We start from the raw sequence: 26,445 nt of genomic DNA, 5'->3' as shown, positions 1-26,445 counted from the left end.
TGGCGAACCGGCCCAGCGACCACGGGCCGCCAGGCCCGTGCGAGCGGCCGGTGTGGTGAGGGTCGGGTAGACCCCACGGTGCCGCTGAATGACGGGAACCTCTGAACAAGGCACTGTGATCTCCACGCGCGACACGCCGCGTCGCCTTGACAGCACGCGAAAAATCTTGATGTGGTTAGGCTCGCCTTACTTTGATATGCCTTACCTAATCGCGGAGGTGTCGTGATCACGGCTGCTGACAGCCCGCTCCAGAACCGGTCCGGCCCGGCCGTGACCGAGCCCGGACCGCGTGATCATGACGCGCGCCCCGGCACACGCGGCGAGCCGCCCCCGGCGTCCCGGGTGGCCGTCCCGCTCGCTGGCACCGGGCACGGGCTTGCCGAGGTGGCCGCCGCGGTGACCAGGGCCGCCTGCGGCGCGCTGGTCACCCGGCACCCGCGCGGTCCACTGCCGGCCGGCGACCCGGACGCGGTGCTCAGCGACGTCACCGACACCCTCGGGCCGCGGGCGCTGCCGGAACACGGGCTGGGCACCGACGCCGCGCTGCACCGAGTGGCCCGGGTGCTGGTCGAGCACGGCATCGAGCTGGGCCACCCGTGGGCCGCCGCGCACCTGCAGCCGGCGCCGCTGGCCGTGGCCGTGGCCGCGGACACGCTGGCCAGCGCGGGAAACGCGTCGCTGGACACCTACGACTCGGCGGCCTCGGCGATCGCCGTGGAACGCTGGGTGATCGGCGTGCTGGCCGGCCTGGCCGGGCTGGGGGACGCCGCCGAGGGCGTGTTCACCCCGGGCGGGTCGCTGTCCAACCTGATGGCGCTGCTGCTGGCCAGGGAGCACGCGGCGGTGCGGCGCGGGGTGGACGTGCGCCGGAACGGGGTGGCCGGGCTGCCGAACCCGGTGGTGCTGTGCTCGTCGGTGGCGCACTTCTCGGTGCACCGGGCGTGCGCGACGCTCGGCCTGGGCGAGGCCGCGGTGCGTCCGGTGCCGGTGGACCAGCGGTGGCGGATGCGGCCGGAGGCGCTGGCCGCCGCGCTGGCCGGCCTGGACGGCGGGCACACCCCCGTGGCGGTGGTGGCCACCGCCGGCACCACCGACTTCGGTTCGGTGGACCCGCTGCCCGAGATCGCCGAGGTGGCCCGGGAGCACGGAACCTGGCTGCACGTGGACGCCGCCTACGGCTTCGGCGCGCTGCTCTCGCCCCGGCTGGCCGGCCGGCTGGCCGGGCTGGCGCTGGCCGACTCGGTCACCGTGGACCTGCACAAGCTGGGCTGGCAGCCCGCGTCGGCGAGCGCGCTGCTGGTCCGCGACGCGGCCGCGTTCGCCGCCCTGGACCGCTCGGTGGCCTACCTGAACCCGGCCGACGACGCCGCCGCCGGCTACGACGGGCTGCTCGGCCGGTCGCTGCAGACCACCCGCCGGCCGGACGCGGTGAAGGTGGCGGCCACGCTGCTCGCCTACGGCCGCCGCGGGCTGGGCCAGATGGTGGAGCACTGCCACGACCTGGCCCGGCACGCGGAGCGGTGGATCGCCGCCGCGCCGCGGCTGGAGCTGGTCGCCCCGGCCGAGTTGACCACGGTGGTGTTCCGCTACCGCACCGCCGACCCGGCGCTGGCCGACGAGGTCAACGCCGCCTTGCGGCGCCGGCTGCTGCGCTCCGGGCAGGCGCTGGTCGGCCGCACCGCGGTGCGGCCGGCCGGGCCCGGCTCCGCCGAGCGCACCTGCCTGAAGCTCACCCTGCTCAACCCGAACACCACTCCCCGCGACCTCGACGACCTGCTCGCCGCGGTGGTCGACGCCGGAGTGGCCACCGAGGCCGCCACAAAGGGGGCTGCCTGATGCGTGGGTCAAACCGCGGCAACCAGACGGACAGCAGCGCGCGCCGAGGCCACCAGGCCCCGCGACCGGGACGACAGGCCGCCGTGCCGGAGCACCCGGCCCGGACTCGTACCCGGCGCCCTGGCGACACGATCGCGGTCGCGCGCGAACTCGCGGAGGAGGCTCGCTGATGACCGCGACGATGGCCGGGCGGACCGCCGGCACGGGTGCCCCCGACCCGGCTGACCCGCTGCACCATCCCGATTCCCGGCGGGCGGCCGAGCACGCCCACCTGGAGGCGCTGCTGCGCTGCTGGGTGCGGGAGACCGGCACGCCGGTGGCGCCGGGGCCGCTGGAGGTGGCGCTGCCCGCCAGCGGCATGCGGCTGGCCACCGAGGTGCGGCACCACTCGCCCACCGGCTGGCACCGGTTCGGCCCGGTGCGGCTGCGCCGCGCGGACGGTGCGGACGCCGGCTCCGCCGACCCGGTGCTGGCGATGGCGCTGCTCGCGCACGAGATCGGTTCGACCGAGGCCGCCGACCTGGTGGAGCGCACCGCCGAGTCGGTGCGGCGGGTCGCCGGTTTCCTGGCGGGCCGCGGGACGCGGCCGAACCCCCCTTCCGGTGTGGACGGTTTCCTGGACGCCGAGCAGGCGCTGCTGCTCGGCCACCTGCACCACCCAGCACCGAAGAGCCGGGACGGGATCTCCCCGGCGGACGCCGCGGAATGGTCGCCGGAGCTGCGCGGGTCGTTCCGGCTGCACTGGTTCGCCGCGGACGAGTCGGTGGTCTCGCACGACGCGGTGGCGGGCTCGCCGAGCCTCGCCGGCCGGGACACCGTGGCGCTGCTCGCCGACCTGGCCGGGCGGCGGCTCTCGGACGGCCGGGTGCTGCTGCCCGCGCACCCGTGGCAGGCGCGGGACGCGCTGCGCCGGCCTCGGATCGCCGCGCTGGTGGCGGCCGGCTTGCTGGAGCCGCTGGGTGAGCTGGGCCCGCGGTGGTGGCCCACGTCCAGCCTGCGCACCGTGTACCGGCCGGACGCGCCGGTGATGCTCAAACTGTCGCTGGGCCTGCGCATCACGAACTCGCGCCGCGAGTCCACCCGCACCGAGCTGCGCCGCGGCCTGGAGGTGCACCGGCTGCTGGACGCCGGCTACGCCGCCGCGACCGAGCGCGCCCACCCGGAGTTCGCCATCGTCCGCGATCCGGCGTGGCTGGCGGTGGACGAGCCGGGCCGCGCCGAGGGGCCCGCGGTGACAGGGCTGGACGTGGCGGTGCGCGAGGTACCGGCCGGCGTGGCGGACCTGCGCTGCCTGGCCGGGCTGGTCGCGCCCCGCCCCGGGCTGGGCCGCAGCCGGCTCGGTGAACTGGTCGCCGGCTGGGGAGCCGCGACCGACTGGATGGCCGACTACACGGACCGGGTGCTGGCGCCGATGCTGCACCTCTACGCCGCCACCGGGATCGGCCTGGAGGCGCACCAGCAGAACACCCTGGTGCGGCTGTCCGCGGACGGCGGCGTGGCCGGCGGCGCGTTCCGCGACAACCAGGGCTACTACCTGGCCGCCTCGCGACTGCCCGGCGTGCTCGCCGCGACCGGGGCGGAGGAGTCCACGCTCGCGGTGGTTGACGACACGGTGGTGGACGAGCGGCTGTGCTACTACCTGCTGCGCAACCAGGCGCTGGCGGTGGTGGGCTGCCTGGCCGTGGACGGGCTGGCCGACGAGCGGGACCTGCTCCGCGTGCTCGCCGACCGGTTGCGGGCCGCGCTGCCCGCGCTGGCCGCCGCGGGCCCGGACGGCGACCGGCTGGCCCGCCGGTGGCTGGCCGCGGACACGTTGCCGTGCAAGGGGAATCTGCTCACCCGGCTGCGCGGGATCGACGAGGTGCTGGCCCCGCTGGACGCCCAGTCGGTGTACCTGGACGCGCCGAACCCGCTCCGTGAGGTGACCGGGTGATGCCGGGGCATCAACCCGCGGAGAGCGCGGTGCCCCGATGACGGTCGCTCCGGAGACGGTGCCCGCTCCCCCGCTGCCGCGGCTGCCGGAGCCGTGGTCGGTGCGCCGCGCCGGCACGGCGGACGCGGAGCTGCTGTCCTGCTGGATGAACCGGCCGCACGTGGCGGAGTTCTGGCGGCAGGCCTGGCCGGCCGGGGAGTGGGCGGCGGAGCTGGCCCGGCAGGTCGCCGGGGACCACTCGCTGCCGCTGCTGGTCGCCTCGGACGCCGTCCCCGCCGCGTACCTGGAGGTGTACCGGGTGGCGCGGGACCCGCTGGCCGGGCACTACCCGCACCACCCGCACGACCTCGGCGTGCACGTGGCCATCGGGGAGCCGAGCCGGACCGGTCGCGGGCTGGGCCGGGCGCTGCTGCGCGCGGTGGCCGAGGGACTGCTCGCCGCGGACCCGCACTGCCAGCGGGTGGTCGCCGAGCCGGACGTGCGCAACGTGCCGTCGATCCGCGCGTTCACGGCGGCCGGGTTCCGCCCCGCCGGCGAGATCACCCTGCCGGACAAGACCGCCACGCTGCTGGTGTTCGACCGCAACCCCCTGGAGGCTCCCTGATGCGTACCGAGGAGCACGACCTGGTGGCGATCGGCTGCGGCCCGTTCAACCTCGGCCTCGCCGCGCTGGCGTCCACAGTGGACGACGTCGACGTCGTGGTGCTGGAGGCGGCGCCCGAGCTGCGCTGGCACCGCGGGCTGATGTTCGACGACGCCATGCTGCAGGTCAGCTTCCTGGCGGACCTGGTGAGCCTGGTGGACCCGACCCACCCGCTGTCCTTCCTCGCCTACCTGCGCGACTGCGACCGGCTGTACCCGTTCTACGTGCGCGAGCGGTTCCACTCGACGCGCCGGGAGTACGAGGACTACCTGCGCTGGGCGGCGTCCCGGCTGCCGGCGGTGCGGTTCTCGCACCGGGTGGAGGCGGTGCGCTGGGACGCCGAGGCCGGCCGGTTCGCGGTGCACGCGGTGCGCGGTGACGGCACCCGGCTGCGGCTCTCCGCCGCCGACCTCGTGCTCGGGGTGGGCACCGAGCCGGCGGTGCCGGCGGCGCTTGCCGGGCTGCCCGGGGAGCGGCTGCTGCACAGCGCCGACTACCTGCACCGGATGTCCGATGTGGACGCCGCGGGTCGGGTCACCGTGGTCGGCTCCGGCCAGTCCGGCGCCGAGGTGGCCCTGGACCTGTTGCGCCGCAACCTGTCCGGCGGTCCCGCGGTGAGCTGGCTGACCCGCACCGCGTCGTTCGCCCCGCTGGACTACACCAAGCTGGTGCTGGAGATGACCACCCCGGCGTACGTGCGGTACTTCCACGCGCTGCCGCAGGACACCCGGGACGGCCTGGTGGCCGAGCAGTGGCGGCACTACAAGGGCATCTCCAGCGGCACTCTGGAGGAGCTGCACGAACTGCTGTACCGCCGCGAGCTGGAACACGGGCTGGCCGACGTGGAGCTGCGCTGCGGCGTCGCGGTGACCGGCTCGCGGGTGGGCGACGCCGGCCGGGTGGTGCTCACCTGCCGGCACACCGACACCGGCCAGGTGTTCGAGCACGCCACCGACCTGGTGGTCGCCGCGACCGGCTACACCCAGCGCCGGCCGGGCTTCCTCGCCCCGGTGGAGCACCTGATCCGGCGGGACGAGCGGGGCCGCTACCGGGTCCGGCTGGACCACTCCGTGGAGCTGGCCCCGGCGGTGACCGGCCGGGTGTTCGTGGCCAACGCCGACCTGCACAGCCACGGCGTCGCCGCCCCCGACCTGGGCATCGGCGCGGTGCGCAACGCCACCATCCTCAACGCGGTGACCGGTCGGGAGGTCTACCGGCTGCCCAAGCGGACCGCGTTCACCACCTTCGCCGCCCCCGGAGCCGCCTCGTGACCACCTGGACCTCCTGCGCCCGCGCGCTGCTCGCCAAGGCGATCGGCGAGCTGTGCTTCGAGGGCCTGCTGCGCCCCGAGCCCACCGAGCATGGCTACCTGCTGCGGCTCGCCGGCGCGGCGTACACGTTCACCGCCCGGCGCACCGCGTTCGGCGGCTGGGCGGTGGACCCTGCCTCGGTACGCCGCAGCACCGCCGGCATCCTCGGCGACGACGTCACCGAACCCACCCACGACGTGCAGCAGTTCCTTGCCGACGCCTGCCGCACGCTCGACCTGGACCCGGCGACCATGGCGAACATGCTGGCCGAGGCGACCGCGACGCTGGCCGCGGACGTGATCATGGCGGAATCCGCGCGGCCGGTGGCCGCGCTGGCCAACCTCGGCCACGCCGAGCTGGAGGGTCACCTCACCGGGCACCCGTGGCTGGTCGCCAACAAGGGTCGGCTCGGGTTCTCCGCGGCGGACCTCGCGGCGTACGCGCCGGAGGCCCGCACCCCGGTGCGGCTGCCGTGGCTGGCGGTGCACCGCGGGCTGGCCGAGTTCCGCGGCACGCCCGAGCTGTCCGAACGGGTCGTGGTCACGCACGAGCTGGACGCCCCGACGGTCGCGGGGTTCGCCGAGGCGCTGCGCGAGCGTGGCCACGCCCCGGACGCCTACGTCTGGCTGCCGGTGCATCCCTGGCAGCTCGACCACGTGGTGCGCACCCTGTGGGCGCCCGAGCTGGCCACCGGCCGGATCGTCGAGCTGGGCGAGGCGCCGGACCGCTACCTGCCCACCCAGGCCATCCGCACGATGTCCAATGTGGACCATCCGGAGCGGTACCAGGTGAAGCTGCCGCTGCGGATCCTGAACACCTCCGTGTACCGGGGCATCCCACCGCACTGCACGCTGGCCGCGCCGATGACGACCCAGTGGCTGCGCGGCATCTGGTCGGCGGACAAGCGGCTCGCCGAGTGGGGCACCGAGCTGCTCGGCGAGGTGGCCTCGGTGACCGTGCGGCACCCGCAGCTGTCCCGGGTGGACGGTGTGCCGTACCAGTGGCTGGAGACGCTGGGCTGCATCTGGCGGGAACCGCTGTCGTTGGGTGCCGGCGAGCGGGCCTGGGCGCTGGCCGCGGTGCTGCACGTCGACCGGGACGGGCGGCCGCTGGTCTCCGAGTACATCCGCCGGGCCGGTGGGGACGCCGAGGCGTGGCTGGCCGCACTGCTCCGGGTGCTGCTCCGGCCGCTGGTGCACGTGCTGTACACCTACGGCATCACGGTCAACCCGCACGGCGAGAACGTGCTGATCGTGACCGGCGCGGACGGCCTGCCGGCCCGGGCCGTGGTCAAGGACCTGGTGGACGACGTCAACGTGTCGGTGGAGCCGGTGCCGGAGCGCGGCCCGGAACCCGACTCGCACGACCGGGTGCTGCCCCGTAAGCCGTGGCACGTGCTCCGGCAGTACCTGGTGGACGCGCTGCTGGTGGGCGTGTTCCGGCCGCTGGCCGACCTGCTCGCCGAGCACCACGGCATCGACCGGGAAGCCTTCTGGGGCCGGGTGCGCGGCGAGATCGAGGCGTACCGCGCCCACTTCCCGGAGGTCGCCGACCGGATGACCGCTGGCGACCTGCTCGGCCCGACACTGGGCCGCTACCCGCTGAACAGCTACCGGCTGCTCACCGGCTACGGCGATCTGGCCCAGCGGCCGCCCGTCCCGGGCCGCGGCGACCTGCCCAACCCGCTGCACGACGTCGCCGCCGTGCCCCCACCGGACGGCTGGTGATCATTCCGGCCCGCCGGGGCGGGGGCCGGCGGGCCGGTCCACACCGCTGACGTTGCGGTGCATCCGGCCGAGCACGGACGCGAAGGTGGCCAGTTCCTCGTCGCTGACGCCGGTACGCAGCCGCCGGTCGAAGGCGACGGCCGCGGCGCGGAGCCGGTGGAACAGGGCCTCCCCCTGCTCGGTGAGCTCCACCAGGTGAATCCGCCGGTTGTCCGGAGCGCGGCGGCGCGTGACCAACCCGTCCCGCTCCATCGCGTTGAGGTGGTGCGTCAGCGTCGCCCCCCGGATACCGACGGCGCGGGCGAGTTCCCGCTGGTTGCCGAGCCGCCGCGTCTTCAGCGAGATCAGCACGACCCATACCGGCAGCGAGCCGCCGGCCTCGGCCAGCGCGTCGTTGAACGCCGCGCTGATCTCCTTGGCGCCGCGGGTGAGCTGGAGGCCGATGGGTGTCTGGGCAGGCATGGGCACTCCCCGATCATAACCACATGGATTCGCCGTCTAAGCGTTTGACATCTAAGCGTTAGATACCTATCTTTGTAGCCGATCGCCGCCGAGGATCGGGCCACGCAGCGGAACCGTCCTCTGTGGAGAGTCGTCGGCCGCGTCGCGGCCGGTGGACGGCGGGAGGGATGTGCCATGAGCGGTACACGGACACGCACCGGCCCGGATCCGGCGGTCCGAGGCCGCCTGAGCCGGAGCGGCGCGCCGGCCCCCTCACGGCGCTGGGCGGCGCTGGTGTTCGTCGCGCTGGCCCAGATGATGATCGCGCTGGACGCCACGATCGTGACCATCGCGCTGCCGTCGGCGCAGGTCGCGCTGCGGTTCACCGACGCGGATCGGCAGTGGGTGGTCACCGCCTACACCCTGGCGTTCGGCGGCCTGCTACTGCTCGGCGGGCGGGTCGCCGACCACGCCGGGCGCCGGCGCGCCTTTCTGATCAGCCTGGCCGGCTTCGCCGGCGCGTCCGCCCTGGGTGGCGTCGCGGGAACGCTCGGCATGCTCGTCGCGGCGCGGGCCCTGCAGGGTGCCAGCGCCGCGCTCATGGCGCCGGCCGTGCTGGCCCTGCTGACCACGATGTTCGTCGAGCCGCGCGAGCGGGCTCGGGCGTTCGCCGTGTTCGGTGGCATCGCCGGCGCCGGCGGTGCGGTGGGGCTGCTCCTCGGTGGCGTGCTCACCGCGTACCTGGGCTGGCGCTGGTGCCTGTACGTCAACGTGCCGGTCGCGGTGGCCACCGCGCTCGGCGGGCGGCTCACCATCCCGGACACCCGCACCGATCACCGGCCGCGGCTGGACCTGGCCGGGGCGGTGCTGGCCACCGGCGCTCTCGTCGCCCTGGTCGCCGGCTGCGCGCAGACGGCGAACCACGGGTGGGATTCCGCACCGGTGCTCGCGCCACTGCTGTCCGCCGCCGCGCTGCTCGCCCTCTTCGTGCTGCGCGAGTCGCGGGCGAGCAGTCCCCTGCTCCCGCCGCGGATCCTGGCCGACCGCAACCGGGCCGGCGCCTACCTGTCCGTCGCCTTCGCGGTCGCCGGGATGCTCGGCCTGTTCCTGTTCCTCACCTACTACCTGCAGGTCGTGCTGGGCTACTCGGCGCTGCGGGCGGGGCTGGCTTTCCTGCCGCTGTCCGCGGCCGTGCTGGCGAGCTCGCAGGCTGTCTCCCGGGCGCTGCCCCGCGTGCCACCACGGGCGCTGATCGTCCCGGGCCTGCTGGTGGCCGCCGCCGCGATGGTCATGGTCTCCCGGCTGACCATGGCGAGCGGGTACCTCACCGGGGTGCTGCCCGCCGAGATCGTCCTCGGCCTGGGGATCGGCTGCGTGTTCGTGCCCGCGATGAGCACCGCGACCCAGCGGGTCCCGCCACGGGACGCGGGCGTGGCCGCCGCCGTGGTCAACACGGCGCAGCAGGTCGGCGGCTCGATCGGGGTGGCGGTGCTGAACACGGTCGCCGCGACCGCCACGGCCGGCTACCTCGCCGCGCATCCCTCCGCCGGCGCCGCGCACCTCGGCGGCCTGCTGCACGGCTACACCGTCGCGGCGGGCTACGCCGCCGGGCTGCTGACCGTGGCGGCGATGCTGGCCGCCGCCCTGATCAACGCACCCGCCCCGCAGCCGCGAGCCGGCTGAGGGCAGGCCGTTCAGTCGATGGGAGAGACCCATGATCACGACAGCAACCACGACCAGCGCGCCCATCGGGGCGCGGGCGCAGGGCGGACCACCGCTGTGGGTGCTCGCGCTCGCCTATGTCGCGCTGATGGTCGCCGGCGTCGCCGTGTCCGCCGGCGTGCCGCTGCCGTCCGCGCCGGCCGAGGCCGTGCTCACCTACCAGCGGGGCCACGCCGGCGCGCTGCGACTGGCCGCGTTCCTCCAGTTCGGCTCGGCCATGCCGCTGGCCATCTGGGCGGCCACCAGCTACCGGCGGCTACGGGTGCTCGGCGTGACCGCGCCCGGCACCGCGATCGGCTTCGCCGGCGGGCTGCTCGCCGCGGGATCGCTCGCCCTGGGCGGCCTGGTCGGCTGGACCCGGGCGGAGACCGCGGACGTCGCGGATCCCGCGCTGGCCAAGCTGCTGGCGCAACTGTCCTTCGCCGCCGGCGGGGTCGGGTACGCCGTGCCGTTCGCGCTGCTCGTGGCCGGCGTCTCGGTGCCGGCACTGATCCTGCCCCTGCTACCCCGCGCGCTGGGCTGGGCCGGAATGGCGCTCGCCGTGGTCGGCGTGCTGGCCACCGGCGCGCTGCTCACACCGGCGCTCGACCCGGCTCTGCCGGTGACCCGGTTCGGCGGTGCGCTCTGGCTGCTCGCCGTCGGCTTCCTGCTCCCCCGCACCCGCCCACGACGCCAGCCGCGACTCTGACGGACGCTGAGGAGGCACTTACCATGATCGTGATCACCGGCGCCACCGGGCAGTTCGACGGCGTGCAACCGGCGGCCGAGGGCGTCGGCGAGGATCGCCAGCTCCTGGCGCGGCGTCAGAGCCTCCGGCCCGGAGAGCTGGTAGGCAGCGCCGTCGTGGTCATCGGTGGTGAGCGCCCTGGCGGACGTCGTGCATGGGCACCGGTTGCAGGCCCAGCGTGTTGCGGCCCTTGGCCTGCATGCGGTAGATGCCGACGTTCTGCTTGCCGAAGTTGTCCGGGTCGTCCGGGTCGCGGCTGATCACCGCGACCTTGTCCACGTAGGGGCCGCCGTCCCCGTCGTTCAGCCGGAACAGTGGCAGCACCCGGAACAGGTCGACGTCCTCGCCCGCCAGGTGTTCCCCGCGAAGGGCGGATCGTCCCGGCGTTCCGGCGCCACCGGGAACCGCTCCCAGCGCCGGGCGAACTCGGCGACCTGCTCCTTCACCGGGGTGGTCGGCGGCAGGTCCAGGGCCAGCGCGTGGTTGGTCCACGAGCCGTGCACGTTCGGCGCGATCCTGGCGTGGTGAACCCGGCCACGTTGTCGAAGTACAGCGCGGGTGCGGTGTCGCCGAGCCGGGCCGCCGCGTTCGCCGCGGCGCCCAGGTCGGGCTCGGGCATCACCCGCTCGCCGACGTGCCGCAGTTGCCTGTGCGTGTCCAGCGTGTCCAGGAAGGAACGCAGGTCGTCATACGCCATGAATCCAGTGTCCTCCTCGGGCGTACGTCATGCGGTCCGGCGCGTGTCGGCGGCGCGGGCGTCGGCGAGGCCGGTCCAGCGCCGGGCGGCCGGCGCGGGCAGGTCGAACTGGTCCAGCACCCGGGCGACGATGTGGTCCACCACGTCGTCCACGGTCTCCGGGTGGTTTGTGCCCGAGGCCTGACCCGTGCCCAGCCCGGCTGAACCACCGGCGGCGGACGGCCGTACAGAGGGTGGGCACCGCCGGTCCTCCCGCCCTGGCAGCAGGGAACCGGCGACACCGGGCTTCGCACGGGAAGGATCTTCGGCTTGTCGTTATTCACGAACTCTCGCCGGCCGACGACCGAGGCATCGACGGCCACGCCGGACGGATCACCGGCGGAGAATCCGGCGGCCGAGGGCGCGGCCGCGCACGACCTCGCGGCGGACGGCGCGCCCGCGGACCCGGCGGCTCCGGACGGGCAGGTGGTGGATGACGCCCCCGCATCCCCGGCCGATGGCGGCGGGCGGCGGGCCGTCCTGGCCCGGGTGATCAACGCCCTGGCTTTGCTGTTCGTCCTGTTCGCCCTCATCCTCCCGAACGACCTCAACCTGATCACGCCGGGCGCGTTCCTGCGCGTGCCGGTGGAGGGTCTGCTCGGCGCCGCCTTCCTGCTGCTGCTGCGTGGCAGGCTGAGGTTGATCGCGGCGGTCCTCATGGGCGTGGGCCTCGGTGCGCTGTCCATCGTGAGGGTCATCGACATGGGTTTCTTCGCGGTGCTCGCCCGGCCGTTCGATCCGGTGCTCGACGGGAACCTGCTCGGCGAGGCGGTGGGGTACCTGAACACCTCGATCGGTCGGCTCGGTGCGATCGGCGCCGTGATCGCCGCCGCGGTGCTCACCATCGCCGTGCTCACCCTCACGACGCTGGCCGTGCTGCGGCTGACCCGCCTCCTGGTCCGGCACGAGGCCACGGCCTTCCGTGGCATCGCGGCGCTCGCGGTGGTCTGGGTCACCTGCGCCGCGCTCGGCGCGCAGAGCGCCCCGGGGATCCCCACCGCCTCCCGGGCCGCCGCCGGCCTCGCCTACCACCACGCGGCCCAGGTGCGCGCGAGCGTGCGTGACGAGCAGGAGTTCGACCGGCAGGCCGCGGTGGACCCGTTCGCCAGCACCCCGGCCGACCAGTTGCTCACCGCGCTGCGCGGCAAGGACGTCGTCGTCACCTTCGTGGAGAGCTACGGGCGGTCCGCCATCGAGGACCCGGAGTTCGCGCCGCAGGTCAACGCGGTGCTCGACGACGGCAACCGCCGGCTCGCCGCGGCGGGGTACGCGGCGAAGAGCGGGTTCCTCACCTCGCCGGTGTACGGCAGCGGGAGCTGGCTGGCGCACGCCACCTTCCTGTCCGGGCTGTGGGTGGACAACCAGCAGCGCTACCGCACCCTCACCTCGAGCAACCGGCTGACGCTCAGCCGCGCCTTCCACCGCGCCAACTGGGACACGGTCGCGGTCCAACCGGGCACCAACCGCGCCTGGCCGGAAGGGGCCTACTACGGCTTCCAGCGGACCTACAACGACGGCAACCTCGGCTACCGCGGGCCGGGCTTCGGCTGGTCCCCCATGCCCGACCAGTACACCCTGCTGCACTTCCAGAACGCCGAGTACGGCAAGCCGAACCGGCCCCCGTTCATGGCGGAGATCGACCTCACCTCCAGCCACATTCCGTGGGCGCCGCTGCCCCAGTTCATCGACTGGAAGGACGTCGGTGACGGCTCGGTGTACGGGCCCATCGCCGCCCACGGCGACCAGCAGGACGCCGTGTGGCGGGACCCGGAACGGGTCCGCGCCGCCTACCGGCAGTCCATCGAGTACTCGCTGACCAGCCTCTTCTCCTACCTGGAGAAGTACGGCAACGACAACCTGGTCATGATCTTCCTGGGCGACCACCAGCCCATCCCGCTCGTCACCGGCGGGAACCCCAGCCGAGACGTGCCGATCACGATCGTGGCCAAGGACCGGCAGGTGCTGGACCGGATCTCCGGGTGGGGCTGGCAGGACGGCCTGAAGCCCGGCTCGCAGGCCCCGGTCTGGCCGATGAGCGCCTTCCGCGACCGGTTCCTGACCGCCTTCGGATCGCAGGCCTCACGCACCCACTGACGGCACCGCGGGCGCTAACCGGCCCGCTCGCCGCCGGTGCCCTGATCCTCGCCGCGGACCGCGCGCCGCAACCGCGGCACCCGGTCGGCGAGGGCGCGTTCGGCGCCGCGCTGGGTGGGCCGGTAGTAGTCCCGCCCGACCAGTTCGTCCGGTGGGTACTGCTGCGCCAGCACCCCCTCGGGCACGTCGTGCGGGTAGCGGTAGCCCTGCGCGTGCCCGAGCCGGGCGGCGCCGGCGTAGTGGCCATCCCGCAGGTGCGCGGGCACCGAGCCGGCGGTGCCGCCGCGCACGTCCCGCAGCGCGCCGTCGATCGCGCTGATCACCGCGTTCGACTTGGGCGCGGTGGCCAGGTGGATGGTGGCCTGGGCGAGCGCGAGGCGGCCCTCGGGCATGCCGATGAACTGCACCGCGTGCGCGGCCGCCACCGCGGTCTGCAGCGCCGTCGGGTCGGCCATGCCGACGTCCTCGCTGGCGTGCACCACCAGCCGGCGGGCGATGAACCGCGGGTCCTCCCCCGCCGCGATCATCCTGGCCAGGTAGTGCAGTGCGGCGTCCACATCGGACCCTCGGATGGACTTGATGAACGCGCTGATCACGTCGTAGTGCTGGTCGCCGTCGCGGTCGTAGCGCACCGCCGCCCGGTCCACCGTGGACTCCAGGGTGGCCAGGCCGATGCGGTCGGCCCCGGTGGCGGTGGCCGCGTCGGCAGCCGCCTCCAGCGCGGTCAGCGCTCGCCGGGCGTCACCGCCGGCCAACCGGACCAGGTGATGCTCGGCGTCGGAGTCCAGCGCCAGCCGGCCGGCCAGACCCCGCTCGTCGGCCAGCGCCCGGTGCACCAGTTCGCGTACGTGATCGTCGGTGAGCGGCCGCAGTTCCAGCACCAGGGAGCGGGACAGCAGCGGCGAGACCACCGAGAAGAACGGGTTCTCCGTGGTGGCGCCGACCAGTAGGACGATCCGGTCCTCCACGGCGCCGAGCAGCGCGTCCTGCTGGGTCTTGGAGAACCGGTGCACCTCGTCGATGAACAGCACGGTCGCCTCGCCGGAGCGGGCCAGCCGACGCCGGGCCTCCTCGATGACCCCGCGCACGTCCTTCACCCCGGCGGACAGCGCGGACAGCGCGGCGAACCGCCGGCCGGTAGCCTGCGAGACCAGCATGGCCAGGGTGGTCTTACCGGTCCCGGGCGGGCCGTAGAGGAGCAGCGACGCCGGGGCCGCGCCCTCCACCAGGCGGCGCAGCGGCGCACCCGGGCCGAGCAGGTGCTCCTGCCCGACCACCTCGTCCAGCGACCGCGGCCGCATGCGCACCGCGAGCGGCGCGTTCGCCGCGATCGCCCGCTCGGCGCGCTCCTCGGCCTCGACGCCGAACAGGCCGCCGTCGAACAGCGCGTCCTCCACGGCTCCGACGCTACCCCGGCCGGCCGACAGCTCCGGCGGGCCACCCCGGCGCTATCCCGGTTGGGCGGCGCCCTCCGGGTCGTCCAGCCACACCGGGGACTGGGCCACATCCAGCGCCCGCTGCGGACCCAGCGGTTCCTCGCCGAGCAGTTCCCGCATGATGATCGCGGCCGCGTAGGGCATCAGATCCCGCCCGCGCCGCCACAGCCACGGCACGCCCTTGAAGGCCAGCCAGGCGAGATGGTGCCAGCCGGTGATCTGCGCACCGCCGGAGCAGGCCAGGCTGACCGGATGCGGCACCGCCCATCCGGTGTCGGCGAGCATCCGCGCGAAGCCGCGAGCCAGCATCCGGTGGCCCAGCTCGGACGGGTGCAGGCGGTCCACGCTCCACGCCGCCCGCTCGTAGGCGCCGGGCACCCGGTCCAGGTCCAGGCATCCGATCGCGTGCCGCGCCACGACCGCGTCGGTGACCTCGTTGAGCTGGCCGATCCGCTGCACCAGCGCCCGGCGCAGCGGTCCGGGCAGCCGGAACACCTTGCTGTGGTCGTGGTAGCGGGCGGTGAGCACGGCGGCGCCGGCGGCGCGCAGCGACCCGACGATGCGGTCGAGGTCCGCGTACAGTCGCGCCGGCTCGAAGTCGGAGCGCAGCGTGTCATTCATACCGGCGACCAGCACGGCGACGTCCGGCTCCCGTCGCAGCGCCGCGGGCAACTGCTGCCGGCGGACGTTGCTGATCCTCGCTCCGGACACGGAGAGATTCAGGTAGCGGACGGGCTCGGCGACGCGAACGGCGTCGGCGAGCAGCGGACCGAACCCGCGCCAGGTGCGGTCCGGCAGCGGGTCACCGATGCCCACCGCGGTCGAGTCCCCCAGCACCACCAGGCTACGGACCACCCGCGGCAGGTCCCCACCTGCTGCTACACATGTTGGCACGGCCACGGCCACACCATGACGGGTCCGGGCTCACCCGCGGTGAGAGCGGAGTGTCCTGACAGGGACGCCTCGGGGAACGATCGGTGCGCGGTGCTGGAGTGTTCAGCGAAACGCGGGGTAGAGCGGGAGTTCGACGGCGTCCTGGCCCGGCTGGGCCTGCAGCGCGTGTGCCACCGCGTCGGCGTGCTCGGCGAGTTCGGGCACGCCCAGCGCGGCGGCGTCGGACCGCAATCGCTCCCATCGGGCGGTCAGCGCGGTGGCCCTCCGCGGGCCGGGCACCTGCACGGTGGCCTGCGCCGGCCAGGGCAGCGACTGCCAGGTGGACAGCCACACCCACAGTAACTGCGCGTCGAGCAGGCGGGGCAGCAGCACCGCGTCGTCCTCGAGGTCCGCCCACACCGAACCGACCTCGGCGCGCCAGGCCGCGATCATCGCCTCGGACATGCCCACCGGCAGCGCATAGGCGCACCAGCACGACGGGAACGGCACACGCAGGAAGGCGGCGTCCAGCGCGACGTCCCGCACGCAGCCGGCGGCGAAGTCGAGGAAGCGCACGCCCCGGCTGGTGACCATGGTGTTGTCCGGGCAGGCGTTGGCCGGGCTGAACGCGCGGTAGCGGGTCGCGCCGAGCAACCGCGCGGTGCGCAGCGCGCGCTGCTGCACCGCCGGTGCGGTGTCCACACCGAGGGTGTCCCGCAGCAGCACGGGGAGTTCCGCCAGTGCGGTGCGCGCCTGCTCGGCCAGCGGGTCCTGCCAGCGCCGCACGCCCAGCCGTCGCATCAGCGCGTCGAAGTCGGCCTCCCGGCCGGCGGTGATGGCGTGCAGCCGGCCGAGGGTGCGTGCCCAGGACAGCAGGGCGCGTTCCGCGCTGCGCGCGTCCGCGCCGAGCAGTTTGTCGGCGAGCGTGGGCGAGCGGCCGAGGTCCTCGATCACCACCACGCGTTCCTCGCTGGCCTGGGCGACCAGTTCGGGGGCGAGCCGTTCCTCCGGCGCGAGCGCGGTGAACAGCTGGTAGCTGACCGCCTCGTGGGCGAACGGGTCGGGGCCGCGGTCCGTTCGGTGCGGCGGGTACCGCTTGATCACTAACGTCTTCGGCAGGGAGAACGGGGTGGCGGCGACCCGCACCCGCAGCACCGCGGCCTTGTCGCCGTCGCTCAACTCTTCCGGGTCGGCCAGCCGCACCGGCGCGCCGAAACGCTTGCTCAGCACCGCCTCGGCGGCGGCGACCGGGTCGGGACCGCTGTCACCGGTCTCCGCGTCGACCGGGCCGGCGCTGATCACCAGGCTCATTCCCTCCGACCCTGTTCCCGGCGGTTGCCCGCTCCTGGTTTCGTTCCATGCCACGAATGATCGGTCCCTGGCGCCCGCAGGAGGTCCAGCGGAACCTGGCCGTATCGGTCGCTTGGACATCACCACACGTCAATAACGCCCGCGGGTGTCGATGGGGTGCCCAGGTCCACTCGTTCGGCCCAGCGATCGCCCGGCACCCGAAACGTAGTCGGACATGCCCCTGAACACCAGCACGAAGCCGTGGCCGGATGGGCACGGCGCGCTTACGCCGTGCCGGCATCGCGGCGTGCGAACGGTTTCAGGGCCGGTGCGTGGGCTGCGCGTGCCTCGGCAGTTCCAGATCTCCCTTGCCCTGCCTGGCCGGCGGCTTGGCATCCACCCCGGCCTCCTTGCGCTGCTCGGCGCTGATCGGCGCGGGTGCGCCGGTGAGCGGATCGAATCCGTTGCCGGTCTTCGGGAAGGCGATCACGTCGCGCAACGAGTCGGCGCCGGCGAGCAGCATGCAGATGCGGTCCCAGCCGAAGGCGATGCCGCCGTGCGGCGGCGGGCCGTACTTGAACGCCTCGAGCAGGAAGCCGAACTTCTCGTTGGCTTCCTGGTCGGAGATGCCGAGCACGTCGAACACCCGCTGCTGCACGTCGGCGCGGTGGATACGGATGGAACCGCCGCCGATCTCGTTGCCGTTGCAGACGATGTCGTAGGCCCAGGCGAGCGCCTCGCCGGGGCTGTCCTCGAAGCGGTCCAGCCAGTCCGCGTTCGGGGAGGTGAACGGGTGGTGCACGGCCGTCCAGCCGCCCTCGTCGTCCCGCTCGAACATCGGCGCGTCCACCACCCAGACGAACGACCAGGCGGACTCGTCGATCATCTCGCAGCGGCGGCCGATCTCCAGCCGGGCCGCGCCAAGCAGAGCGCGCGCCGAGGACGGCTCCCCGGCGGCGAAGAAGACGCAGTCGCCCGGCTCGGCTCCGGCGGCCTTGGCCAGGCCCTCACGTTCGTGCTCGGCCAGGTTCTTGGCGACCGGGCCGCCGAGCGTTCCGTCCTCGCCGACCAGCACGTAGGCGAGCCCCTTGTGGCCGCGCTGCTTGGCCCACTCCTGCCAGGCGTCCAGCTGGCGGCGGGGCTGGTCCGCGCCGCCGGGCATGACCACGCAGCCGACGTACGGGGCCTGGAACACCCGGAAGGGAGTCTCGGCGAAATAGCCGGTGAGGTCGGTGAGCTGCAGGTCGAACCGCAGGTCCGGCTTGTCCGTGCCGTAGCGGGCCATGGCCTCGGCGTAGCTGATCCGGGGGATCGGCCGGGGGATCTCGTACCCGGCGACACCGCGCCATAGCCCGGCCACGATGGCCTCGCCCAGCTCGATCACGTCGTCCTGGTCGACGAAGCTCATCTCGATGTCGAGCTGGGTGAACTCCGGCTGCCGGTCGGCGCGGAAGTCCTCGTCGCGGTAGCACCGGGCGATCTGGAAGTACCGCTCCAGCCCGGAGACCATCAGCAACTGCTTGAACAACTGGGGCGACTGCGGCAGCGCGTACCACGAGCCGGGCTGCAGCCGCGCCGGCACGAGGAAGTCCCGCGCGCCCTCCGGGGTGGACCGGGTCAGCGTCGGGGTCTCCACCTCGACGAAGCCGCGGCCGTGCAGCGTTTCCCGGGCGATCCGGTTGACCTCGCTGCGCATCCGGATGGCCTGAGCCGGCGCTGGGCGGCGCAGGTCGAGGTACCGGTACTTCAGCCGGGCCTCCTCGCCCACCTCCACGTGCTCGTCCACCGGGAACGGCAGCGGGGCCGACTCGCTGAGCACTTCCAGGACATCCGCGGTGACCTCGATCTCACCAGTCGGGATCTCCGGGTTCTCGTTGCCCTCGGGCCGCGCGTCGACCGTGCCGACCACCCGCACGCAGAACTCCGCGCGCAGCCGGTGCGCCCGCTCAGCCATCTCGCCCTCGCGGAAGACCACCTGCACCACGCCCGAGGCGTCCCGCAGGTCGATGAAGATCACCCCACCGTGATCGCGCCGGCGCGCCACCCAACCGGTGAGGGTGACGGACTGCCCGGCGTGCTCGGCGCGGAGCGTCCCGGCCTCGTGCGTGCGCATCACGGGTGCTGCTCTCCTCATCAGACCGTGTACAGGTGCAGGACCCGAAAAGGCTAGCCAACCGTCTCGGGCCGGCGCCCAGCAGGTTTCCCGCCGGCCACCCAGCACTCTCACTGTACGTGCTGGTCGCGCCACGGCGCGCCAGCGTCGGACGTCCGCGCCGGGGTGGTGCGGGCCCTTCGGGCGCGCGCGGCCCATGTCCGCGCCACCGCGGACACGGCGCCTCGCTGGCAGCCTGTTCCGGAACTGGACTGACCCGCGATGCCGATTTCGGGAATGCGCCAGGGCGAAGCCCCTGCGATCGTGGGGGCGGGGCAAGCCACCGGGCGGGGCGAGCCACCAGGACGAACAGGGACGTGCCCGGTCACTGCGAGCCCCGGCGGCACGATCGCGGCGCGCGTTCTCAGAACAGGCACCGAGCACCCGGCGCAGGCCCGCGGCCGAGGCGCCGGTCCGAGCGGGAGGTGTGGGGGCCGGCCCACCCGACGGAGACCCACCACCTGCGGGCGAGCGGCCGGGCGCGACCGCACGGCGGCCGTGGCCGGTGTCACCGCTCGGCCGTCCGGTCACCGGCGCCGAGACCCCGGCGAAGCCGATCGGCAGCCCGGCCAGCCCGGCGCGGTCCCGGCCGGGCTCGCCCGCGTCCTCGGCCGCGTCCCCGGCCGGCCCCGCCCCGCCGCGGCGGGGCGGGTGGAAGCCGAGTTCGGCATCGCTGGCGGCACCGAGCACGTGCCGCAGCGCGGCACGGTAGGCCGCCGTCGGCCATCGATGCACCCCACGTTCCAGCTTGGCCAGGTGGTGCGCGTCGAAGTGGTAGACCTTGCCGGTGGCGCGGTACAGGTAGGCGTTGACTGCCCTCGCCACCTCGCGCCGCGACATGCACTCCCCCGGTACCTCGCGTGACCGGGTGCGTCCCCGCGCCGCCCGAAGCCGATCGTTGGGTCCCACCACCGTCACCCCCCTTGGTCGTCGTGATCACGCGCATCGTGGCACCGCGGGCCGACACATCGGGCCCGCCGACCGGGGTGCCGGCCAACTCTCCCCAGGTCTCCCCGGCCTACCCGGTTCCGCTCGGCGCGCCGCCGCAGCACTCTTGATCGCATGATCGATGTTCATCCGGCGTGGCACCTGGTCGCGACACTTCTCGGCATCTTCGCGCTGCCGGCCTACTGGGCCGGCGAGGCGGTCGTGCGGCGGGTGGCCCGCTCGGCCACCTGCGCGGTGTGGCGGTCCCGATTGGTGCGCCGCCGAAGGGCGGTCCCGTGATCCTGCTGGTGCGGCTGCGCGAGGGTCTGCGCGGCGAGCGGGAACGGGTGGTGCACGTCGTCCCCGTGCCCGAACCGGACGCGGTCCCCGACGCGCTGACCGCCTTCTGCGGCGAGCGCATCGCGCCGGGCAGTGCGGAACTGCTTCCCGGTCCCGCGGGTATGCCCTGCGTTCCCTGCCTGGTCCGTATGCCGCCGCCGTCCAGTGTGGAATTGCCACCCGGCGGCGGATAGCGGCGTCACCCGGCTGCCTTTTTCGCGGGTTCGCGCGCGACGGCGATCGTCACCAGGGCGGACCAGATGCGCCCGGGTCACGTCCCGCGGCACGGCGCTCTGCCACCGTGGTCGAGTCGGCTGACGCGGCTTGACGCACCGGGAAGGCTCCCTCACCGAGGCAGTGGGCCGGTGGTGTCGAAACAGCCTCCGGGTCGGACCGTCGGGACCGATCGGCCGTCGTCACCATGGAGCCATGGACGCAGCAGCGGAGCCGATCACCCCGCACCCGCCGCGACCGGTGCGGCGGCCGCTGCTGGTGCAGCAGTGGCGGGACGTCACCTTCCTGCACTGGCCGGTTGACCCGGACGCCGTGTGGCCGCTGCTGCCGCCCGGCGCGCGGCCCGACACCCTGGACGGCGCCACCTACGTCGGTCTGGTCGCGTTCCGGATGCGGCATACCGGTCTCTGCCGCGGGCCGGGCCTGCCCTACCTGGGCACCTTTCCGGAGACGAACGTGCGGGTGTACTCGGTGGACCGGCAGGGTCGGCGGGGCGTCGTGTTCCTCTCCCTCGACGCCGGCCGGCTGCTGCCGGTTCTCGCCGGCCGGTGGGGCCTGGGGCTCGGCTACCGGTGGGCGGCGATGCGGCTGTGGCGAAGCGGACCGCGCCTCGGCTACACCTGCCGTCGCCGCGGTTCGACGGTCACCAGCCGGATCGAGATCGTTCCGGGTCCGGCGCTCGCCGAACCGTCGCCGCTGGAGCACTTTCTCACCGCCCGCTGGGGGCTGCACACCGCGTGGCGCGGCCGCAGCCTGTACCTGCCCAACGAGCACCCGCCGTGGCCGCTGCACGCCGCCACGCTGGACGACCTGGACGACGGCTTGGTCGCGGCCACCGGACTGCCCCGCCCCACCGACGAACCAGTGAGCGTGCTCTACTCCCCCGGCGTCCCGGCCCGGTTCGGGGCTCCGCTGCGGGTCCCTGGCTGAGCCTCCGCCACCGGCAGGCCGGCCGAGCCGACGCTTACCCGGCCGGGCGCTCGCGGAGTTCGCGGCGGAGGATCTTGCCGGACGCCGCCCGGGGGATGACGTCCACGAACTCGACGCGGCGGACCTTCTTGTACGGGGCGACCTTCCCGGCGACGTAGGCCATCACCGCGTCGGCGTCCAACGTCCGGCCCGGCGAGGGAACCACGAACGCCTTGGGCACCTCGTCACCGTTGTCGTCGTAGCAGCCGACCACGGCGGCGTCGGCGATCTCCGGGTGAGCGAGCAGCACGGCCTCCAACTCGGCGGGCGGCACCTGGTAGCCCCGGTACTTGATCAGTTCCTTGACCCGGTCGACGATGAAGAAGTAGCCGTCCGCATCGACCCGGGCCAGGTCGCCGGTGTGCAACCAGCCGTCGGCGTCGATCATGGCGGCGGTGTCCTCCGGCCGGCCGAAGTAGCCCTTCATCACCTGCGGGCCGCGGATCCACAGCTCACCCACGTCGCCGGTGGCCACGTCCGCGCCGGTGACCGGGTCGACGAGGCGGGCCTGCGTGCCGGCGACCAGGGTGCCCACCGAGCCGGGCACCGGGCCGGCCACGTCGTCCGCGACCAGGTGACTGCACGGGGACAGCTCGGTCATGCCGTACCCCTGCACCACCCGGGTGCCGATGCGGCGGGCGCACGCCTCGCCGAGTCGCGGGTCGAGCGGCGCCGCCGCGGACAGCACCTCGCGCAGGCTGCTCAGGTCGTAGGAGTCCACCGCGGGATGTTTGGCCAGCGCGAGCACGATCGGCGGCACCGCGTACAGCCGGGTGATCCGATACTCGGCAAGGGCGGAGAGGAAGGAGTCAACCTCGAACCGCGGCAGCACCACCAGCGTGCCGCCGACGCGCAGGTAGTTCAGCAGGATGCACATGCCAAAGATATGGAAGAACGGCAGCACACCCAGCACCCGGTCGTCGCCGGTGACCCGGGACCAGGACCGCAGCACCTGGTTGGAGTTCGTACCCACGCTGCGGTGGGTGAGCATCACGCCCTTCGGCCGTCCCGTGGTGCCGCTGGAGTAGGGCAGCACGAACAGGTCCTCGTCCAGGTCGACGTCCACCTCGGGCGGCTCGGCGGTGCTGGCGAGCAGTTCCCGCACCGAGCGGTGCCCGTCCTCGGTGTCACAGACCCACACCTGCTCGACGCCGGCCCGCGCGGCGGCCTCCTCAGCGGTGGGCAGTAACGCGGACACGGTGACCAGCCACCGGGCGCGCGCGTCGGTGAGCTGCTCGGCGATCTCCTGCGCGGTGCTCAGCGCGTTGAGCGTGGTGACCACGACCCCGGCGCGTGACGCGCCGAGCAGCACCACCGGGAAGAGGATCGTGTTCGGGCTGTGCAGGGCGATCACGTCGCCCCTGGCCAGCCCGGCCTCGGCGAGGCCGGCGGCGAACCGGTCGACCATGCCGGCCAGTTCGGCGTAGCCGATGGTCTGGCCGGTCGTGCCGTCCACCAGGGCGGGATGGCTACCGCGCGCCGCGGCACCGCCGAGCACCAGTTCGTGCACCGGCACCTCGGCCGGTTCGACGGTGGGCTCGGCACTGGTGATCACAGTCACGTCAGCCTACCTTCGTTGCCGATCGCGCACCACGATCGGGAATCAGTGCCTGTCCGGGCACGCGCGCCATGATCGCCTTGCCGGGCTGCCGAGCTGGTTGGCAACGGTCTCTCAGTGTTGGCTCCGGAACGCGCGCCGCGATTGCGTCGCCGGGCGCGATCGGGACCCGGCACTCCGGTCGTGCCTGACCAGGCGCCCCGCCCCGCGATCGCGGGGCTTCGCCCTGGCACGTTCCCATCCACGTCACCGCAGGTCAGTCCAGTTCCGGAACAGGCTGTCAGTACGACTTCGGCAGCCGGAGCGTGTGTGCGGCGACGAAGTTCAGGATCATCTCCCGGCTGACCGGCGCTATCCTGGCCACCCGGGAGGCCGCCAGCATCGCCCCCAGCCCGTACTCGCTGGTCATGCCGTTACCGCCGTGCACCTGGATGGCCTGGTCGACGGTGGCGGCGCACGCCTCGCCCGCGGCGTACTTGGCCATGTTGGCCGCCTCGCCGGCGGCCTTGTCCTGCCCCGCGTCGTAGAGCGCCGCGGCCTTCTGTGTCATCAGCCGGGCCAGTTCCACCTGCACCGCGCAGTGCGCCAGCGGGTGCGCCAGCCCCTGGTGCGCGCCGATCGGCGCGTCCCACACGGCGCGGGTGCGCGCGTAGTCGGTCGCCTTGGCCAGCGCGTGCCGGGCGACGCCGGTGGAGAACGAGGCCGCCATGATCCGTTCCGGGTTGAGCCCGGCGAAGAGCTGGGCGAGTCCGGCGTCCTCGCTGCCGACCAGTGCGTCCGCGGGCAGCCGCACGTCGTCGAAGAACAGGGTGAACTGCTTCTCCGGGGAGAGGATGTCCATCTCGATGGAGTGGTAGCTGAAGCCGGGCGCGCCGGTGGGCACGATCATCAGCGACGGCTGGAGTCGCTGCCCGCTGGCGTCCACGTGCCGGGCCACCACGAGCACCGCCTCGACCTCGTCCACCGCGGAGATGAACACCTTCTGCCCGGAGAGCACCCAGTCCACCCCGTCCCGGCGGATCGTGGTGGCCAGCCGGTGCGCGTTGGACCCGGCGTCCGGCTCGGTGATGGCGAACGCCATCTTCGTGGTGCCCGCCGCGAACCCAGGCAGCCAACGCTGCCGCTGCGCCGCCGTGCCGTAGCGGTTGATCACCGTGGCGCAGATGGCCGGGGACACCACCATGAGCAGCAGCGGGCAACCGGCGGCGGCCAGTTCCTCGCACACCGCGGCCAGGTCGCCGATGCCGCCGCCCCCGCCGCCGAACTCCTCCGGTACGGCGACGCCGAGGTAGCCGTGCTTGGCGACCTCGGCCCACAGTTCGGTGGTCTTCTCCCCGGCCCGCGCCCTCGCGGTGAAGTAGCCGGACCCGTACCGGCCGGCCAGGTCGGCCACGGCGGCGCGCAACGCCAGCCGCTCCTCGCTCTCGGTGAACCCGTTCGGCTGACTCATCGACGCCTCCTCTTCCGCGAGTTCGCGCGCGACCGCGACCGCTCGTTCCCGCTCATGGCCGTTCGACGTCCCGCTCGGGGTGCGGGTCCGACACGACGGCGAGCACCGTGCCGGCGTCGACCTGCTGGCCGGGCCGGACCGGCAGTTCGGTGACCACACCGGAGGCGGCCGCGGTGACCCGGTGCTCCATCTTCATCGCCTCCAGCACCAGCAGTTCCGCGCCGGCGTCCACCCGGTCGCCCTCGCGCACCGCGACCCGCAGCACGGTGCCGGGCATCGGCGCCACGGTGGCGCCCTCGGCCAGCACGGCGTCCGGGTCGGGGAAGCGCGGCACGGTGGCCAGCGACACCGGCCCGAGGGGCGAGTCCACCGCGACCAGCCGGCCGTCGCCGGTGTCATAGCCGGCGACGGCGAACCGGTGCCGCACGCCGGCCACGTCCAGCACCACCTGGTCCTCGGTGGCGGACAGCAGCGTGGGTTCGCCGGGCACATTGCTCGCCAGGCCGTCCCGGGTCAGCCGGTACTCGACGTCCACGATGGACTCCGCGTGCCGGAACGCGACCCGCTGCGGCGCCGACGGCAGGTTGCGCCAGCCGGCTGGCACGGTGCGCTGCACCCGGGCGGTGGCACGGCGGCGCTGGGCCTCGGCGAGCGCGGCGGCCAGCGCGGAAAGCCGCACCGCGTCCGGGCCGGCCAGCGGCTCGGCGAGCGCGGCGACGCCGTGCCGGTCGAGGAAGGCGGTGTCCGTGCGGCCGGCGAGGAACTCGGGGTGGCGCAGCACGTTCACCAGCAGCTCGCGGTTGGTGGTGAGCCCGTGAACGCGGGCGCCGGCCAGGGCGGCGGCCAGCCGGCGAGCGGCGGCGGTCCGGTTCGGCGCCCAGGCGATCACCTTGGCCAGCATCGGGTCGTAGTGCACGCCGACCTCGCTGCCGCTGGCCACACCGGCGTCCAGCCGCAGCCCGTACGACGGCGGCACCGCGAACTCGGCGTCCACATCGGACACTTCGAAGCGGAGCAGCCGCCCGCTGGCCGGCCGCCAGTCGTGCGCCGGGTCCTCGGCGTAGAGGCGGACCTCGATGGCGTGGCCGCGCGGCGCGGGCGGCTCGGCGGGCAGCCGTTCCCCCTCGGCGACGGCAAGCTGCCAGGCCACCAGGTCCATCCCGTAGACGCATTCGGTGACCGGGTGCTCCACCTGCAGCCGGGTGTTGACCTCCAGGAAGTGGAACCGGCCCTGGTCGTCCAGCAGGAACTCGACGGTGCCGGCGCCGACGTAGCCGATGGCGCGGGCGGCGGTGACCGCTGCCTCGCACAGCCGCGCGCGGATGCCGGCGTCCACCGCGGGGCTGGGCGTCTCCTCCACGATCTTCTGGTGCCGCCGCTGGATGGAGCACTCCCGCTCGCCCAGCGCCCACACCGTGCCGTGCGCGTCAGCGAGCACCTGCACCTCGACGTGTCGCGCCCCGGTGAGCAGCGGCTCGCAGAACACCGCGCCGTCGCCGAACGCGGACGCCGCCTCGGCCCGCGCCGCGGCCAGCTCACCGGGCAGGTCGGCGAGCGAGCGGACCGTTCGCATGCCGCGGCCTCCGCCCCCGGCGGACGCCTTGACCAGCACCGGCAGGTCGTCCTCGGTCACCGACTCCGGGTCCAGTTCGGGCAGCACCGGAACTCCGGCGGCGGCCATCCGTTTCTTCGCGGCGATCTTGGAGCCCATCGCCTCGATGCAGTCAGGGTCGGGGCCCACCCAGGTCAGCCCGGCGTCCAGCACGGCACGGGCGAACGCGGCGTTCTCCGACAGGAACCCGTAACCGGGATGCACGGCGTCCGCGCCGGCCGCCCGCGCCGCGGCCACCAGCGCGGCGGCCCGCAGGTAGGTCTCGGTCGGGCTGGCGCCGGGCAGCCGGACGGCGGCATCCGCCTCGGCGACGAACGGCGCGTCGGCATCCGGGTCGGAGCACACCACCACCGGGGAGATGCCCAGGGCGCGGCAGGTGCGGATCACCCGGCGGGCGATCTCCCCCCGGTTGGCAACCATCAGGCGACTGATCACC

At 74.1% G+C, this 26,445-nt stretch carries 22 protein-coding genes; 11 read left to right on the top strand and 11 right to left on the bottom strand.

Features of this window, described 5'->3' with window-relative positions:
* The first annotated feature begins 222 nt into the window (after positions 1-222).
* The 5 genes from FFT21_RS02355 (at position 223) to FFT21_RS02335 (ending at position 7,449) form a co-directional block, all read left to right on the top strand.
* Entirely contained in the window at positions 223-1,836 is a 1,614-nt protein-coding gene (locus FFT21_RS02355; RefSeq protein ID WP_225978043.1) for a pyridoxal phosphate-dependent decarboxylase family protein, read from the top strand.
* A gap of 169 nt (positions 1,837-2,005) precedes the next feature.
* Positions 2,006-3,769: an IucA/IucC family protein gene (locus tag FFT21_RS02350; protein WP_225978042.1), complete on the top strand. Its 1,764-nt coding sequence runs from the start codon at positions 2,006-2,008 to the stop codon at positions 3,767-3,769.
* A gap of 37 nt (positions 3,770-3,806) precedes the next feature.
* On the top strand, positions 3,807-4,373 hold the full coding sequence (locus FFT21_RS02345; protein ID WP_137812055.1) for a GNAT family N-acetyltransferase: 567 nt from the start codon (positions 3,807-3,809) through the stop codon (positions 4,371-4,373).
* Positions 4,373-5,683, top strand: a complete 1,311-nt coding sequence (locus FFT21_RS02340; RefSeq protein WP_137812054.1) for a lysine N(6)-hydroxylase/L-ornithine N(5)-oxygenase family protein — start codon at positions 4,373-4,375, stop codon at positions 5,681-5,683. Before FFT21_RS02345 ends, FFT21_RS02340 begins: the two co-directional genes overlap by 1 nt.
* The gene (locus FFT21_RS02335; RefSeq protein WP_137812053.1) at positions 5,680-7,449 is read left to right on the top strand and encodes an IucA/IucC family protein; all 1,770 of its coding nucleotides are present in this window, start codon (positions 5,680-5,682) and stop codon (positions 7,447-7,449) included. Before FFT21_RS02340 ends, FFT21_RS02335 begins: the two co-directional genes overlap by 4 nt.
* Here FFT21_RS02335 and FFT21_RS02330 read toward each other — a convergent pair whose 3' ends face one another.
* Positions 7,450-7,917 carry a MarR family winged helix-turn-helix transcriptional regulator gene (locus FFT21_RS02330; protein ID WP_371856698.1) on the bottom strand — a complete coding sequence of 156 codons (468 nt, stop codon included), beginning with the start codon at positions 7,915-7,917 and terminating at the stop codon, positions 7,450-7,452.
* A gap of 168 nt (positions 7,918-8,085) precedes the next feature.
* On the opposite strand from FFT21_RS02330, the gene FFT21_RS02325 reads away from it, so the two are divergent.
* Together FFT21_RS02325 and FFT21_RS02320 are read left to right on the top strand one after the other, a co-directional pair.
* Complete coding sequence (locus tag FFT21_RS02325; RefSeq protein ID WP_137812051.1) at positions 8,086-9,573, top strand: MFS transporter; 1,488 nt, start codon at positions 8,086-8,088, stop codon at positions 9,571-9,573.
* A gap of 31 nt (positions 9,574-9,604) precedes the next feature.
* Positions 9,605-10,300, top strand: a complete 696-nt coding sequence (locus FFT21_RS02320) for a DUF4386 domain-containing protein (protein WP_137812050.1) — start codon at positions 9,605-9,607, stop codon at positions 10,298-10,300.
* A gap of 159 nt (positions 10,301-10,459) precedes the next feature.
* On the opposite strand, the gene FFT21_RS30480 is transcribed toward FFT21_RS02320, so the two are convergent.
* The 3 genes from FFT21_RS30480 to FFT21_RS30215 all read right to left on the bottom strand — a co-directional run bounded on the left by FFT21_RS30480 (position 10,460) and on the right by FFT21_RS30215 (position 11,189).
* On the bottom strand, positions 10,460-10,663 hold the full coding sequence (locus FFT21_RS30480; protein WP_307722893.1) for a UbiD family decarboxylase domain-containing protein: 204 nt from the start codon (positions 10,661-10,663) through the stop codon (positions 10,460-10,462).
* Between the two features lie 118 nt (positions 10,664-10,781).
* Entirely contained in the window at positions 10,782-11,036 is a 255-nt protein-coding gene (locus FFT21_RS30475; protein ID WP_307722892.1) for a hypothetical protein, read from the bottom strand.
* Between the two features lie 27 nt (positions 11,037-11,063).
* Positions 11,064-11,189, bottom strand: coding sequence for a hypothetical protein (locus tag FFT21_RS30215; RefSeq protein ID WP_264081617.1), 126 nt, complete (start codon positions 11,187-11,189; stop codon positions 11,064-11,066).
* Positions 11,190-11,345: 156 nt separating this feature from the next.
* Here FFT21_RS30215 and FFT21_RS02305 point away from each other — a divergent pair, with 156 nt between their 5' ends.
* A complete protein-coding gene (locus tag FFT21_RS02305) occupies positions 11,346-13,169 on the top strand; it encodes a sulfatase-like hydrolase/transferase (RefSeq protein ID WP_225978041.1) in 1,824 nt (607 codons plus the stop codon).
* A 14-nt stretch (positions 13,170-13,183) separates the two neighbouring features.
* Here FFT21_RS02305 and FFT21_RS02300 read toward each other — a convergent pair whose 3' ends face one another.
* The 4 genes from FFT21_RS02300 to aspS all read right to left on the bottom strand — a co-directional run bounded on the left by FFT21_RS02300 (position 13,184) and on the right by aspS (position 18,884).
* On the bottom strand, positions 13,184-14,539 hold the full coding sequence (locus tag FFT21_RS02300; protein ID WP_503826163.1) for a replication-associated recombination protein A: 1,356 nt from the start codon (positions 14,537-14,539) through the stop codon (positions 13,184-13,186).
* A 78-nt stretch (positions 14,540-14,617) separates the two neighbouring features.
* Positions 14,618-15,460, bottom strand: a complete 843-nt coding sequence (locus FFT21_RS02295) for an SGNH/GDSL hydrolase family protein (protein ID WP_307722891.1) — start codon at positions 15,458-15,460, stop codon at positions 14,618-14,620.
* A gap of 141 nt (positions 15,461-15,601) precedes the next feature.
* Positions 15,602-16,789 carry a hypothetical protein gene (locus tag FFT21_RS02290; RefSeq protein WP_137812048.1) on the bottom strand — a complete coding sequence of 396 codons (1,188 nt, stop codon included), beginning with the start codon at positions 16,787-16,789 and terminating at the stop codon, positions 15,602-15,604.
* A 298-nt stretch (positions 16,790-17,087) separates the two neighbouring features.
* Positions 17,088-18,884 (bottom strand): aspartate--tRNA ligase, encoded by a 1,797-nt coding sequence (gene aspS, locus FFT21_RS02285; RefSeq protein ID WP_137812047.1) that lies wholly within the window; start codon positions 18,882-18,884, stop codon positions 17,088-17,090.
* A 1,098-nt stretch (positions 18,885-19,982) separates the two neighbouring features.
* Between aspS and FFT21_RS28720 the strand changes: the two genes are divergently transcribed.
* The 3 genes from FFT21_RS28720 to FFT21_RS02275 all read left to right on the top strand — a co-directional run bounded on the left by FFT21_RS28720 (position 19,983) and on the right by FFT21_RS02275 (position 21,350).
* Positions 19,983-20,147: a hypothetical protein gene (locus FFT21_RS28720; protein WP_153816527.1), complete on the top strand. Its 165-nt coding sequence runs from the start codon at positions 19,983-19,985 to the stop codon at positions 20,145-20,147.
* Positions 20,144-20,380: a hypothetical protein gene (locus FFT21_RS02280; protein ID WP_192909353.1), complete on the top strand. Its 237-nt coding sequence runs from the start codon at positions 20,144-20,146 to the stop codon at positions 20,378-20,380. The genes FFT21_RS28720 and FFT21_RS02280 overlap by 4 nt, the downstream gene beginning before the upstream one ends.
* 235 nt (positions 20,381-20,615) lie before the next feature.
* Complete coding sequence (locus FFT21_RS02275) at positions 20,616-21,350, top strand: YqjF family protein (RefSeq protein WP_137812046.1); 735 nt, start codon at positions 20,616-20,618, stop codon at positions 21,348-21,350.
* A gap of 34 nt (positions 21,351-21,384) precedes the next feature.
* On the opposite strand, the gene FFT21_RS02270 is transcribed toward FFT21_RS02275, so the two are convergent.
* The 3 genes from FFT21_RS02270 to FFT21_RS02260 form a co-directional block, all read right to left on the bottom strand.
* Positions 21,385-22,950 carry a 4-coumarate--CoA ligase family protein gene (locus tag FFT21_RS02270; protein ID WP_225978039.1) on the bottom strand — a complete coding sequence of 522 codons (1,566 nt, stop codon included), beginning with the start codon at positions 22,948-22,950 and terminating at the stop codon, positions 21,385-21,387.
* 277 nt (positions 22,951-23,227) lie between these two features.
* The gene (locus FFT21_RS02265; RefSeq protein ID WP_137812045.1) at positions 23,228-24,397 is read right to left on the bottom strand and encodes an acyl-CoA dehydrogenase family protein; all 1,170 of its coding nucleotides are present in this window, start codon (positions 24,395-24,397) and stop codon (positions 23,228-23,230) included.
* A gap of 52 nt (positions 24,398-24,449) precedes the next feature.
* Positions 24,450-26,444: an acetyl/propionyl/methylcrotonyl-CoA carboxylase subunit alpha gene (locus FFT21_RS02260; RefSeq protein ID WP_137812044.1), complete on the bottom strand. Its 1,995-nt coding sequence runs from the start codon at positions 26,442-26,444 to the stop codon at positions 24,450-24,452.
* Between the last annotated feature and the right edge of the window lies 1 nt (position 26,445).

The organism is Gandjariella thermophila (assembly GCF_005405885.1).
In the GTDB taxonomy this organism is placed as follows: Bacteria; Actinomycetota; Actinomycetes; order Mycobacteriales; family Pseudonocardiaceae; genus Gandjariella; species Gandjariella thermophila.
The sequence above is the reverse complement of the archived record's forward strand: the minus strand, read 5'-3'. Positions and strand labels throughout refer to the sequence as shown.

Excerpts from the sequence above, each read along its gene's own strand:
- FFT21_RS02265 (WP_137812045.1), bottom strand. The coding sequence starts at position 24,397 with ATGAGTCAGCCGAACGGGTTCACCGAGAGCGAGGAGCGGCTGGCGTTG.
- FFT21_RS02325 (WP_137812051.1), top strand. The coding sequence starts at position 8,086 with ATGAGCGGTACACGGACACGCACCGGCCCGGATCCGGCGGTCCGAGGC.
- FFT21_RS28720 (WP_153816527.1), top strand. The coding sequence starts at position 19,983 with ATGATCGATGTTCATCCGGCGTGGCACCTGGTCGCGACACTTCTCGGC.
- FFT21_RS30475 (WP_307722892.1), bottom strand. The coding sequence starts at position 11,036 with ATGGCGTATGACGACCTGCGTTCCTTCCTGGACACGCTGGACACGCAC.
- FFT21_RS02350 (WP_225978042.1), top strand. The coding sequence starts at position 2,006 with ATGACCGCGACGATGGCCGGGCGGACCGCCGGCACGGGTGCCCCCGAC.
- FFT21_RS02320 (WP_137812050.1), top strand. The coding sequence starts at position 9,605 with ATGATCACGACAGCAACCACGACCAGCGCGCCCATCGGGGCGCGGGCG.
- FFT21_RS02275 (WP_137812046.1), top strand. The coding sequence starts at position 20,616 with ATGGACGCAGCAGCGGAGCCGATCACCCCGCACCCGCCGCGACCGGTG.
- FFT21_RS02290 (WP_137812048.1), bottom strand. The coding sequence starts at position 16,789 with ATGAGCCTGGTGATCAGCGCCGGCCCGGTCGACGCGGAGACCGGTGAC.
- FFT21_RS02340 (WP_137812054.1), top strand. The coding sequence starts at position 4,373 with ATGCGTACCGAGGAGCACGACCTGGTGGCGATCGGCTGCGGCCCGTTC.
- FFT21_RS02345 (WP_137812055.1), top strand. The coding sequence starts at position 3,807 with ATGACGGTCGCTCCGGAGACGGTGCCCGCTCCCCCGCTGCCGCGGCTG.